General features: G+C 62.8%; 8 protein-coding genes and 2 pseudogenes. All 10 read right to left on the bottom strand.

The genetic code is table 11. The annotated features are described in order from the left end of the window. Window positions 1–370: 370 nt before the first annotated feature. Window positions 371–789 (bottom strand): annotated as a pseudogene (locus FY112_RS29280) (hypothetical protein). Next, window positions 779–1,038: pseudogene (locus FY112_RS29275) on the bottom strand (type II toxin-antitoxin system prevent-host-death family antitoxin). The pseudogenes FY112_RS29280 and FY112_RS29275 overlap by 11 nt, the downstream one beginning before the upstream one ends. A 73-nt stretch (window positions 1,039–1,111) precedes the next feature. Further along, complete coding sequence (locus FY112_RS29270) at window positions 1,112–2,053, bottom strand: DUF2493 domain-containing protein (RefSeq protein ID WP_151519897.1); 942 nt, start codon at window positions 2,051–2,053, stop codon at window positions 1,112–1,114. Window positions 2,054–2,378: 325 nt separating this feature from the next. Further along, window positions 2,379–3,416, bottom strand: coding sequence for a toprim domain-containing protein (locus FY112_RS29265; protein WP_151519896.1), 1,038 nt, complete (start codon window positions 3,414–3,416; stop codon window positions 2,379–2,381). A 12-nt stretch (window positions 3,417–3,428) separates the two neighbouring features. Next, the gene (locus FY112_RS29260) at window positions 3,429–7,817 is read right to left on the bottom strand and encodes a bifunctional class I SAM-dependent methyltransferase/DEAD/DEAH box helicase (protein ID WP_151519895.1); all 4,389 of its coding nucleotides are present in this window, start codon (window positions 7,815–7,817) and stop codon (window positions 3,429–3,431) included. Window positions 7,818–7,944: 127 nt separating this feature from the next. Next, window positions 7,945–8,199 (bottom strand): DUF6117 family protein, encoded by a 255-nt coding sequence (locus tag FY112_RS29255; RefSeq protein WP_151519894.1) that lies wholly within the window; start codon window positions 8,197–8,199, stop codon window positions 7,945–7,947. Between the two features lie 105 nt (window positions 8,200–8,304). Beyond that, entirely contained in the window at window positions 8,305–9,495 is a 1,191-nt protein-coding gene (locus tag FY112_RS29250) for a DUF932 domain-containing protein (RefSeq protein WP_151519893.1), read from the bottom strand. A 71-nt stretch (window positions 9,496–9,566) separates the two neighbouring features. Further along, a complete protein-coding gene (locus FY112_RS29245) occupies window positions 9,567–10,223 on the bottom strand; it encodes a hypothetical protein (protein WP_017958516.1) in 657 nt (218 codons plus the stop codon). 104 nt (window positions 10,224–10,327) lie between these two features. After that, the gene (locus FY112_RS29240; RefSeq protein ID WP_017958515.1) at window positions 10,328–12,457 is read right to left on the bottom strand and encodes a ParB/RepB/Spo0J family partition protein; all 2,130 of its coding nucleotides are present in this window, start codon (window positions 12,455–12,457) and stop codon (window positions 10,328–10,330) included. Window positions 12,458–12,743: 286 nt separating this feature from the next. Beyond that, on the bottom strand, window positions 12,744–13,205 hold the full coding sequence (locus FY112_RS29235) for a hypothetical protein (protein ID WP_017958514.1): 462 nt from the start codon (window positions 13,203–13,205) through the stop codon (window positions 12,744–12,746). Window positions 13,206–13,254 lie beyond the last annotated feature (49 nt).

Below are 13,254 nucleotides of genomic sequence, written 5' to 3'. Positions count from 1 at the left end.
CCCTTGCGGGGTTGACGCTGATCGCGGCCGGTCCCTTAGAAAGGCGACATAAAGAACGGGAATGGTCTTTGATTGCGGCGTCGTCAGGAGACCTCGCCGTGGCGGCCGTTTGCTGCCGCGCGGAGTGCCGCGCTCTTGACAGGCGTCGTGGTGTTCGGATCAACGGACCCTGGCCGTCAAGCAGTCGGGCACATCGCGAGAGATCGGCACAGTCCCGATCCCATCCTCATCGTCAAAGATGGCCTTCGGTGGCGTGAGGCCCGAATCCTCGGTCTTCCGTGACGCGACTGCAGTTCTGCAGAGCGCAATCGAGTGACAGACGTGATTTCAAGGGATGTCGCCCCACCGCCCGGCGGGGATGCGGCAAGTCTCAGTCGAGGCGGTTGACCCGGCCGGTTCGGCCGCGCGCCTCGGCAAACAGTCTGGCGATCTTCACCATGAAGGGTTTGCTGAAGCGGCCGAGGATGTCCTGATCGGGCTCAATGTACCAGGAGCGCTCGATGATATCGTAGTTGTATTCGTCGACCATGATCCAGCACTGCTTCAGATTGCTTAAGCACGCGCGCTTGCGCTCGATGTCCGGGATCTCCAATGAGGCGCGGCCCGTCTGCGGCGGTTGGGTGGTGATGGCGAGAAGGCAAGGTGCGTGTTTCCGTCGGCGGCATTGCGGATGGCGATCACGACGCAGACGGGGCGCTGCTTACGGCCCTCGGTTTCCCCGCGCTGCTGCTGCCAGGCCCATAGGTACGGATAGGAGATGACCTCGCCGGGGCGGAATTCACGGCTCATCGTCGTAGCCTTCGCCGCGCGCCAGCCGATCGAGCGCCTCGTCGAACAGTTCTGCATGCTCGGCGGGCATTTCCGATACAGTATACGCCCGGCGCCGATCGCCGCCGGTGCGCATGCGCTCATAGTGCTCGTAGCTCATCAGCACGAAACGCGGCTTCTTGTGCCGGGTGAGCATCACCGGTCGCGGCTCGCGGCGTCGGTGATATCGCCGATTTGTTTATTCAAGTCACCTGTCGTGAATTGCTTCATCGCTATCGTCTCCACTTCATTTTCCATATAATCCATCTTCTCCATGTTTTCCATATATTCAGGAAAGCGGCGCTCACGCGCCGTCTCCTGAAGCCTGCCAAACAGGAATGCCGAGCCGGCGTGCCTTGTCGGAGAGATTGCCGGTGATGCCGTTTCCAGGAAAGACAATCAATCCGGCGGGCATGACCGACAGCATATCGTCATTGCGGCGGAAGGGTGCTGCCTTGGCATGCTTCGTCCAGTTGGGCTTGAAGGTGATCTGCGTCACCCGGCGGGCTTCAGCCCAGCAGGCGGCGATACGTTCTGCACCCTTCGGCGCGCCACCGTGCAGCAATACCATGTCAGGATACTTCGCATGCGCCTGATCGAGCTTGGCCCAGATCCGCTCATGATCGTTATAGTCCATGCCACCGGCGAAAGCGATCTTGGTGCCGGCCGGGATTAGCACCTCGGTCTCGGCGCGGCGTCTGGCCGAGAGGAAGTCACGGCTGTCGATCATCGCCGCCGTCATGTTCGCATGATTTACCTTGGATCCGGTGCGCGGTCGCCAGGAGGATCCGGTCTGCGCCTCGAACAGGTCGGCGGCATAGTCGCGCATGAACTCGAAGCTATTCCTGCGTTCCAAGAGCGTGATGCCCTCGGCAATGAGGCGTTCGAGCTCGACACTCTTCACCTCCGAGCCGTCCTGCTCACGCTGGCCGGTGCGCTGCGCTTCCTCGTTGCGGTCGAGTTCGCGCTGGATGCGCTCGCCGGCGCGATGGAAGAGATTGGGAATCGACCAGAACAGGTCTTCGAGATCGGGCTCCAGGCGGGTGTTGCCGAGCATTTCGGCGAGGGCGTCGAAGATCGTGGTGATCGATGACTGGACCTGCGGTTCCTCCGGCAATGGCCGCGGGTCGGGCTCGTCCTGGAAGCGGCGATAGCCGAAGACCTGCATCTCGTAGATGAAGCGGTCGGTCGGGGAGGAAGCGTGGTTGGGCTCGAAGCCGTCGTCGGGGTGGAGGATCAGGTCCATGGTGGTCTCCGTTTCGTGGGCCGCGCCTCTCGCGGCCTGACAGCGAACCCGGTCACGCGGGCCGAGGCCGGAACCGCAAGCGAAGCGCAGCGGCCCAGCGAAGCGCCGGGCGGCGGAGGGAGGGTTTCTTGATCCGCGAGGAATGACGGGCCGCGCCTGCGGCCCGGCAGGGGAAGAAACCCGACTGACCCGCTGAAGGCCGGAGCCCCGCGTGGTAAGGGTCGCCTCTCGGCAGGCCCGCGGGCGCGCCCATTCGGAATGAGACGAATGGACCGCCCTTCGCCAGTGCTGCCGCTAGCCCCTCCCCCACCCTTTGCGCCCGGCTTCAGGCGGGCAGGAAGGCCATCGTGTCTTCGGGAATGAGTTGAGCTCTGAGGCTTGCCGTCAGCCGGTCGGGACCCAGCCAGCGAAGATCCTCGTTGAAGTCGCCGAGCTCCGGCGACAGCACCAGCGGCAGGATCCCGCGTTCCTGTGCCCTGCGGCTAAGTCCCTCGATCCCATGACGGCCGGCCGCATCCGCGTCGGCGGCGATGTAGAGGCGCCGGCATCCGGGCGGGAAGTTGAAGGCCGCGAGGTGATTGGCCGTCAGGGCCGCGACCATCGGCATGCCGGGCATCACGTGCGAGAGCGAGAGCATGGTTTCGAGGCCCTCGCCCGCCGCCAGGACTGGTACAGGATCGGTGACGGGAAAGCGGAAACGTACGCCATTACCGAGCAGCCTGCCGAGTCCGCGGCGGGGATTGTCCACCTTGGCCTTGCCGACGCCATCGGGATCGAGCCAGCTGCGATGCACTCCGGTAATCGCGCCGGCAGCGTCGGTCACGGCGGCAATCAGAGCCGGATAGCTGCTCGCCCGGCCGGTGACGAGATCGCGATGGTAGCAGGACGGATGGAAACGGAGCGGCGCATGGGTCGATGCCCGCAAAATGCCGCGCTCACGCAGATAGGCGTCGGCAGGCGTGCCTGTAAGCGGCAGGGTCATCCGAAACAGACGCCGGGCCCGCTCAGACGTGGGCCGCTCGACTGCCGCAGAATTATGGGCGTCCGTGCTGCGCGACGACCCCGGCTCAGGCCGAGGCAGGCTGAGGAACTGGCGCGCCTCCTCGGCAACGTCCCGGAAATCGACGAGGCCACAGGTCTCGCGGACGAGCTCGAGCAGGTCACCAAACTGACCGGTCGCCGCATCCGTCCACCGGCCAGCACGCGGGCCGATCAGATGCACATAGAGCGACCGGCCCTTGTTGTTGGCGACGTCGCCGACGAGCCAGTAGTTGCCGGCGCGGCGGCCGGCGGAGAGGTAATGACGGCAGACCGCCTCGGCGTCTTGCGCGAGACGGCCCGCCAGATCCGACGCGGAAAGCATGGCAGACCTCCCTCACGACCGGCGCGCGACATCGACGAGGCGATGACGCTGCATCAGCTTCGACAGGATCTCCGCGCCCTCATCGGTCACCGGCACGAAGAAGCGCAGCTTCCAATTGATCATCTCGGAGAAGAGGCCGATCGACCGCAGCCAGTCGCGCATACCGTCGGTAAAGCCCGTCAATTCGACGCGGTACTCGTTCATCACCCGCACGCGGCGGAGCGTCATGTCACCGGCAAGGCCGACGATCGAGGATCCGTCGACCAGCGCCGTCCAGGCTTGGTCGCCGGCCAGCACTTGCGTCTGATCGATCCCGAAGTTGCGGCAAAGGCCGGCGAGACGATCCGGCGCTATGACGCGGCCGACGATCCGCTCGCCGTCATCGGTCTGCAGACGCCGTACGCGGCAAAAGTCCTGCGGCAGCAGTTTCCAGATCGGCAGCAACAACCCGCTGACGATATGCACTACCGATGTCGAGAATTTCGGCACGGCGGCGACATCGGTATTCCAGGCGAGGACGAAAGCCTGTTCGTCAGCCTCCTCCCAACTCGTCTCTTCAAGCTGCCGGGTTTCGAATCGGAGCTCGTCCATCGGCCGGATCAGCGACACGCGCGGCTGGACCGAACCGTCGTCCAGCATGATGGAGCGGGTCGGCACCATCACCGCCGGCCGGCCCGACTTGCCGTTGATCATCAGCTTCGCGCGCGGATCTTGGCTCACAAGGCTCTGAACATCCCTGAGCTGCATCGGTGCGTTGCGATCCCTGCGCTCGATGGTCAGGAGATGCGACTGCGCGCCGGTGACCGGATGCGTATAAATCAGCCGCCGGTCGGTGACCGTCATGCTGTCGGCGGTGATCGTCTCCAGCCCCTTGTCATAGATGCCGGCGGCGATCGCGCCCTCGACGCGGGCGGCCAGCAGCTGCTCGAAGGCCTCGAACAGCAGGTTCTGCATAGCGATGGTCAGCGCCAGCATGCGATTGAGGAAGGTCTGGATGGGTGGCAGCTCATCCTTCAATCCGCCCTCCTCCGAGGTGAGCGACAGGCCGGTGATGCTTTCGAACGTTTCCAGCGAGCAGCCTTCGATCCTGCCGGCATGCAGCAGTCCGTAGAATTGCCGCAGCGCGTCGCGGGCATATTGGGATTCGAGATTGTCTTCGCTGCGGAACATCCCCTGTCCGCCGGTCTGGCGCTGGCCGCGGGTGATGGCGCCGAGCGTGTCGAGACGCCGGGCGATGGTCGAGAGGAAGCGCCGTTCGGCCTTGACGTTGGTGGCGATCATCCGGAACCGGGGCGGCTGCTTCTGATTGGTGCGATGACTGCGCCCGAGGCCCTGGATCGCCACGTCGGCGCGCCAGCCTGCTTCCAGAAGGTTGTGAAGACGCAGGCGCTGATTTTTGGCGGCGAGATCCGTGTGATAGGATCTGCCGGTCCCGCCGGCGTCGCTGAAGACGAGAATGCCTTTCTCGTCATCCATGAAGGCGCGGGCCTCATCTAGGTTGGCGCTGCCCGGCCGGTTCTGCACGGCATAGCGGGCGATGGAGCCGCTATCCTCACGGCGGACGATGCGGCGGGAGCGGCCGGTGATCTCGGCCACCTGGCTCGTTCCGAAGTGCTGGACGATCTGGTCGAGAGCGGTCGGGATCGCCGGCAGGCTGCCCAAGGTTTCGACCAGTTCGTCGCGGCGGCGTTCGGCCTCCCGGCAGATGACAGGGTTGCCGTCCGCATCGTGAACCGGCCGCGAGCTGAGATTGCCCTCGGCGTCGGAGAATTCCTCGAAGAGCTGCACCGGGAAGGAGTGCATCAGGTAGTCGATGACATATTCCCGCGGCGTCACGTCCACCTGCAGATCGCCCCATTCCTCGGTCGGGATCTGTGCCAGCCGGCGCTCGGTCAGCGCTGCTCCCGTCGAAACCAGCTGGACGATGGCAGCGTGACCCTCTTTCAGATCTGCAGCGGTCGCTTTGAGAAGCGCCGGCGTCTTCATCGAGGTCAGGAGGTGGTTGAAGAAACGCTGCTTCGAGCTTTCGAAAGCCGAACGTGCGGCCGCCTTGGCTTGTCTGTTCAACGTCCCGGATTTTCCGGTTATGCCGGAGGCTTCCATGGCTGCGTCGAGATGATTGTGGATGACCTGGAACGCTTCGGCGTAGGAATCGTAGATCCTGATCTGTTCGTCGGTCAGCGCATGTTCGAGGATCTCGTATTCGACGCCCTCAAAGGAGAGAGAACGAGAGGCGTAGAGGCCCATGGCCTTCAGGTCTCTTGCGAGAACCTCCATGGCAGCGACACCGCCATCTTCGATAGCAGCGATGAACTCGGAACGGGTCGGGAAAGGAAAGTCGCTGCTACCCCAGAGACCGAGCCGTTCGGCATAGGCAAGGGATTCGACGTCTGTTGCGCCGGTCGCCGAGACGTAGACGATACGGGCATCCGGAAGCGCGCGCTGCAGGCGAAGTCCCGCCCTGCCCTGCTGCGATGCCGCTTTATCGCCGCGCTCGGTTTTGCCGCCGGCGGCATTGGCCAGAGCGTGGCCTTCATCGAAGACGATAACACCTTCGAAGTCGGCGCCGAGCCAGTCGACGATCTGCTGAACCCGTGATCGCTTGCCCTCGCGCTCATCGCTGCGCAGCGTCGCAAAAGTGGTGAAGAGGATGCCCTCTTTCAGGTTGATGGGTTTGCCCTGCCGGAAGCGAGACAGAGGTGTGACCAGCAGCTTTTCTTGACCCAACGCGCCCCAGTCACGCTGCGCGTCCTCGATCAGCTTGTCGGACTTCGAAATCCAGACATGGCGACGGCGGCCTTTGAGCCAATTGTCGAGGATGATGCCGGCGGCCTGGCGGCCCTTGCCCGCGCCCGTGCCATCACCGAGGAACCAGCCGCGGCGAAAACGAACGGCATCCTCCGTGTCGGGTGCGACGGCCTTGAGATTGTCGAAGGAGGCATCGACGCTCCAGTGGCCAGCGAGGTAACCGGAATGGGCTTCGCCGGCATAGACGACGCTTTCGAGCTGGGCGTCGGAAAGATCGCCGCTGGTGACGATGCGCTTCGGCAGGTGCGGGCGATAGCTCGGCTTCGGCGGTGCGACCGAGGCCATCGCAAACGATTCGACCAGCGTGTCAGGATGAGGTTTTGCGTCGGGAATGTGGATCGATTGCAGCCGGTAGGTCTCGTAGATACCGTCAGCAGCGTTTGCCTCATCCTTCGGCTGAGCGTCCCGCAGCTCGTACGAGAGTTCGATGATCTCTTGATCGACGGGTGCAGGTCGGGCCATTGGTGAAGGCTTCGCCTGCCCGCCGACGACGGGGCGATGCAACGGTGCGGCAACCGCTGCTGGACGCATCGTGTCCACGCGGAGGCTACCGATGGAGAGCGCACCGATGGAGTTCGACGCCGCGGGCGCGCGGGGCGGAAGGCCGGTGATCCAGTTGAGCAGTGTTTCTAAATCTCGCGCTGTACCCTTCGACGTCACAAGCTTCGACGGATCGTCGGCCGGGATCTTGTCGATCACGATCAGGCGGGTTTCCATCGTCGTTCCATGACGGGCATAGATGCCGCCATCGACCCCTGCGGTGAACAGCACCGTGCCCTGCCCCTGCAGCCGTACGAAAGCGTCGCCCCATGCGGGATTGTCGGGAGAAAGGCTCGCGCCGGTGATCGCGACCAACCGCCCACCGGGAGCAAGCCGCGCGAATGCGGAGGCCAGATGCCGCCAGGCGGCATCTGCCACGCGACCTTTGACGTGAACGCCCGCTGAGAAAGGCGGGTTCATCAACACCACGGTTGGGCGAATGGAACGATCGAGGTAATCGTCGATATGCGCGGCATCGTGCTGCGATACCGGAACGCCGGGGAAAAGCCGCTGCAGCAGCGAGCAGCGGACCACCGCGTATTCGTTGAGCGCCAGACAAGCATGTGCGAGCTCGGCGAAGACTGCCAGCAGGCCGGTTCCAGCCGACGGTTCAAGAACCACGTCGCCGGCTCTGATGCCGGCAGCACGAGATGCGACGTAGGCAAGCGGGATCGGAGTCGAGAACTGCTGCAGCGCCTGGCCCTCCTCGGATCGGCGTGTATGGGTCGGTAAAAACCGGGCCACCTTCGTCAGCATCGCAAGCGTCGATTGGGGCGATTGGATTCCGGATACGATCGCGCGGAATTTGCGGAGGAACAGCACTTGGGCGATCTCGGTCGCCTCGTAGGCCTCCTTCCACAGCCAGACGCCCTCGGCGTCGCTGCCGCCAAAAATCTCGTTCATGATTTGCCGCAAGTCTGTGGTGGCGACAGTTTTGCCCAGTTCCAAAAGAAACATGACTTGGGCAGCAGCGTCCATGAGGCCTTCAGCGCTGCCTCCGACGTGAGATCGTGGAGTGGTGGAAATGTTCTGAGGATGCGAGATGATATTCATCGAAGGATACTCCAAGAGTGAGGAAAGAACAGCGGAGCCCAACGTCGTGCCGAAGGTCGGAGGAACGAAATCGGGCATCCAGGGAGGGATTGGGATCGCCAGCTTGAACTGTTGGCGATCGTCAGGATTAGGTCGTCGCGCTTACGATGAAGCTCGTCGAATCGTCAGGACTAGGTGGCAGATAGGCGTCGTAAGGATTGCCGTCGGCGAGATGGCCGAATGGCGTAAAGACGTATTCGCCATTGGTGCGCCCGACGGCGCAGAGCACGTAACGCGGCTCGCATGTAGCGGCATCGACGCATTCCATGAGAGCAAGATTGCCATCGGACGCGGCGCGCAGCAGCGTGTCGAAGTTTGTGCGGGCATGATCGGGGATAGCCATTGGGTGCTCCAGACAAAATGAGGCCCGGCGCTTGACCGGGCTCTGGGATGACGACGATGGGGTTTGCAGACGCGGCCGGGTGTGAGCCAGGCGCGCATGAACATGTCAGGCAGCACTCTCCAGCAGCTTTTTCGCTTTGCCTTCGAGTTCCAGACGCGTGTCCTGATTGGTCTTGGTGCGCGCCAGCGCGGTGATGCCCTGCACGAAATCGAAGACTGACTCCGGTGGCCGTCCCTCCTCCGACAGCACCATCTCGATCACCTTGCCGGTCTCACCTTTTGAGAATCCGCGTCGGCGCAGGAAGGTTTCGCGGTCGTCGTCCTTGCGGGCGACGACCCGCTCGCGTGCCGCCTTGATGCCGGCGATGAATGGTGCCGGTGAGGAATTGGCGAAACTCGTCAGCGCGGGCGCCGCCTCGTGCGCGAAGCGCTGCGCGGCGAACTTCGAGTGGCGGATGGTGATTTCCTCAAAATTCTCCGTGCCCCAGAGATTGCGGTTGGCGCAGACCGCCCGCAGATAGAAGGAGGCGATGCCGAGCGTCTTCGATCCAACCTCAGAGTTCCAGGCGTAGAAGCCGCGGAAATAGAGGTCGGGCTCACCGCTCGGCAGGCGTCCGGCTTCGATCGGATGGGTGTCGTCGACCAGGAACAGGAAGACGTCGCGATCACTGGCATAAAGGGTGGTCGTGTCGTTGGTGATGTCGACGAAGGGATTGTGGGTCATCGTCGCCCAGTCGAGAACACCTGGGACTTTCCACATCGTGTCGCCGGTCCCGTTGCCGGCGATCTTCATGACCGACGAGACCAGTTCATGATCCCAGATCCGACCGTATTCCGGTCCGGTCACCGCCCGCAGTTCCAGCCGGCCGTCATCCATCTCAAGCGTCTTGACGAGCTCGGCACGATGGTTGAGCAGGCCATGCTGCAGGTTGATCGCCGCAAGCGGCGCCGGCAGTTGCCGCATATAGGTGGCGGGAGCGCCAACGAGGCTGCAAAGCTGGCCGTAGCTCCAGTGGGTCGGTGCGATCGCTTGGCACTGACCTGGAACGAGAAGCTCAAGCCGCCCGGCATTGTCGCGCGTTGCTTCGACACGGATCGCAGCGCTCTCGATCGTTCGGGCATGGGCGCGCTCGGCTCGGGATCGAACGGTATCGTAGAGTTTGGTCAGCGACAGGAACCGTTCATCGTCGGGACGTGAGAACCATTCGGACGAGACGCGGCCGATGCGTTCGCCGCGGGAAATATCGACCTTGAAGCCGGAACGGTCGGACGGGTTGTTGGAGGTGAGAGTGGTCATAAGCTGTCTCCTTAAAAGCGGAAATCCGGCGCGATAGCCGGGCGAGGTTGGGAAGGATGTTGGGAAGAGGGTCAATCGGAAGCCAGCCGGCGGTGCGCCGACCGGATTGCCAAGAGCGCCGCCTGGAATTCGGCGTTTCCGACCACGTCGGAAAAGTCCATCGTGGTGGCAATAGACAGGCACGCGACGTGGACCTCGTCGTCGGTCACGGCCTCGGGTGTTAAACCCTTAAAGTTCGGGTCTATGTCGAGCACCGCGGTGATTGCGGCGCGCACACGATCCTCCTGAAGTCTGACCAGGACGTGGGAAGGCTTTGGTGGGCCGACCGGCCCTTCAGGATCCGGGTCTCCGGCGAGAATGGCTTCTCCTCGGGCAATCGCCCAGACAGATCGGTCGAGCCAATCGAGCGACGGTGGCCGGGCAGCACTGATGTCATCGAACAGGATCTTCAGCAGTCCGAGCAGGATCTCGAAATGACGCGCCCGGCGCTGGACAGGTTCATCGAATTGCTGGGGGATCTGGATCGGCGGACCCGCATAGGCCGCATGTGCACCGTCCCAGATGCCGGTGATATGAATTGCGCCCGAGGAATCGAAGTCCTTCTCGGCGATATCCCAACTGTCATCTTCGATGGCAGCACGGCACGCCTCGTCCAGCGTGCCAGCTTCATAGGTGCGACGCCGGAAGACCGGCAGGTGATAGGTGGTTTCGATGGTGAAGTCAGGCATAGGTGCCTCCTGAAACGGAAAAGCCCGGCGCGATGGCCGGGCTGTTGGGAAAGAAGACCCGACCGCAAATGCGAACGGGTCAGGCTGATGTGACGCTCGTGAACCTATTCGGCGGCAGCGAGATGCTCGCCATCGATCCCACTTTCCATATCGCCGTCGCCATCGCTCGACGTTTCCGGCTCGTCGAGCAGGAAGGCCGGCAGGTCTGAAGCTTCGAATACAGGCTCAACCTCATCGGGCTGGACGGCACTATCTGCGACAGCGTCGCTTTCGATCGTGCCTTCCCCGATCGTCATGCGAAGGGGTTCAGGCAACCAGCCGCAGCCTGTGATCAGCCGCTCGGCCTCGCGGCCCATGTCGGTTTTCTTGAGATGGCCGATCAGCTCCGCTGCTTGGTCCCCCTTTGCCTCACGAACCGCCTGCAGGATGTGCGCTTTTGTGACACGGCCGAGATAGTTGTCGGCAGTCGACGTCCAACCGGCTTCCACCATGTCGAAACCGATGGAGCGGGCCAATTGCTCGGCGTGGGCGATCGCCCGAGTCCGCTTGTTCCAGGGTTCGATCACCGCGTTGACCGAAAGCGAGGCGCAATGTGCAAACAGGGCCTGCCGGCTGACCTCATCGAGCTTGATCAGGAAATCCCAGAGATCGTTTGGATCTTTGGGAAGATCCTGGCCCCAGCCATCGTGCCGCTGATCGATCTCCTTCGCCCAGACCGTATCGCCGAGGCCGGGCGTCTGGCTGAAGCGAGCGCTTTGCAGCGTCACCTCCAGGCACGAATCCGAACCGTAGACGTAGAAGGTCTTCAGGACGAAGGCATGCAGCACGCCTATAAAGGCGATGACAGGATTGTTTGCCAACGCATTGCGCAGCGCGACGGTGCGCGCCGCCGTCAGATCGAGAACCAGGCGGTCGGGAAGCGGCTTGATCGTTTCGTCCTCGTCGTCCGGTTGGGTGTCCTCGCCGCCCGCCGCGCCGGTTACCGCAAGAGCACTGCCATGATCGGCACGACCGTCGCCGCCATCAGTCGACGGATCGGCCTCAGCCTGCTGCTCGTCCTCGGGACGCACGAAGCCTCGTTCGATCTTGATCTCGCCACTGGCGCCCAGCGACACGAAGACACCGCCGCGGGCAATATCCTGAGGATCGAAGACGAATGGCCGGTCGTTGAGCCGGTCGAGCTCGCTGCCGAGTTCCTCGAGCTTCTGTTCGGTCGCTTCCGAGTACTCGTTTGCCTCCGCATACTCTGCATCGAGCTTGTCGTATTCGGCGCGGGTGGCGTCATAGCGGGCCAGTTCATCTTCAGTCATTTCGGCCTGCTCGCCGTAGAAGCGGCGCAGGCCGGATGTGTGGCCGTAAGGGAAATCGAACGCGGCTTCGACCCATTTCCAGCCTTCGCTCACCTGGATCGCCTCGGCGTCGGCCTTGAGCTTTTCCATCACGAGCTGCTCAAGCAGCGCCGGATCCTGCAGCCAGCCGCCCTGATCCTGGTCGAAGAGATCGCGCATCGTCAGACCGCCTGCGGCCTCGTAGGCTTCGATGCCGACATAGACGGCGCGGCGGTCGCTGGCGCGGATTGCGGTTTCGGTCAGCAGCCGGCGGATGTAATAGGGCTCCCGACTATGCGAACGGGAGACCGTATCCCAGACCTGCTCCTGGCGAACGTGGTCGTTGGTGATCGAGAAGGCCATGATCTGCTCCAGCGTCATCTCGTCCTCGGCATAGAGGTCGAGAAGCCGCGGCGTCACGGACGCCATACGAAGCCGCTGCCTGACGGTCGCGACCGAAACGAAGAAGCGCGCGGCGATCTCCTCTTCGCCAAGCCCCTGCTCCCGCAAGGTCTGGAAAGCACGGAACTGATCGAGCGGGTGCAAGGATACGCGCTGGACGTTTTCGGCGAGCGAGTCCTCGACCTCGAGGGTTTCGCCTTTGCTGACGATGCAGGGAACGCCGGCGGTTTTGGCAAGCCGCTTCTGCGCGACCAGGCGCTCAAGGGCGCGATACCGGCGCCCGCCGGCCGGAATGCGGTAGACGCCGGTCTCGTTGCCATCGCCATCGAGCTCGGGGCGGACATTGAGGCTGGTCAGCAGACCGCGATGCGCGATGTCTTCCGCCAGGTCTTCGATCGAGACGCCTGCCTTGATCTTGCGGACGTTCTGCTGGCTGAGCATCAGCTTGTTGAAGGGAATATCCCGGGCTGAACTGAGGGTGATTTTCTGGATGGCCTGGGCCATGTCGGTTTCTCCATGACGGACCGGGCGGAGCCTCTCTCCAACCCTCTCAATCCGTCATAGCTTTCCCGTCCCTCCTCTTCCTCTATCGCCTCCCCACCACGTCTCACCGTCTCGTCGGCAGGCGAAGCTTCCCTTGCGGCCAGGAGCCAGCAATACCGGGCCAGGGATTAAACCCTTCGGGTACGACTGGCGCGGCCAGGCTTGAGCGTTGCACACAGGACCTCATGTCCGAAAACTATTCGTGTTCCTGTTTTGTTCTATTTGCGATCAGCTCTAGGAGAAGGCCTTATCTTTTTTTCTGGAGCAGAACCCATACTGCGAATGCCTTGCGATCCGATCGCGGCGCCGATGCAAGATCTCTGATTGCCTGCTCACAGTTGTCGATTAGAACGAGGACTTCTGCCCGCACATAACGCGCAAGCGGGTCGTAATCGGCGCGATGACGTTCTTCCTGCAGGATGACAAACGTATCGGCGAATGAGACGATATTGCCCGGAAAGCCGCGGCTTGCCGCCGCTTTGCAGGAATTTTTCGCGACACCGTGCTCGAGAGTCCGATAGACTTGCGCCCATGCCGGCTCACTGCGCGCATCGCCTGTCCCCACCAGTAGATCGGCACAATCGCGAGCCAGCGCATGAAACAGCGCATAGTAAGCTGTACTGACACCACGTTTGAGGTCGGACTGGCGTGGACGCTTGGGGCTGGCCTTGGCAAGCCGCCGAGCGGTGGCGATTAAATCATTCGACACTTAGCTTGCGATCTTCTGCTGTTCGTCGAAATGATGCCGAATATGCGGA

The organism is Rhizobium sp. PEPV16, from assembly GCF_008919455.1.
Taxonomy (GTDB): domain Bacteria; phylum Pseudomonadota; class Alphaproteobacteria; order Rhizobiales; family Rhizobiaceae; genus Rhizobium; species Rhizobium leguminosarum_Q.
Note: the sequence above shows the minus strand (reverse complement) of the source record. Positions and strands in the feature narration are given on the sequence as shown.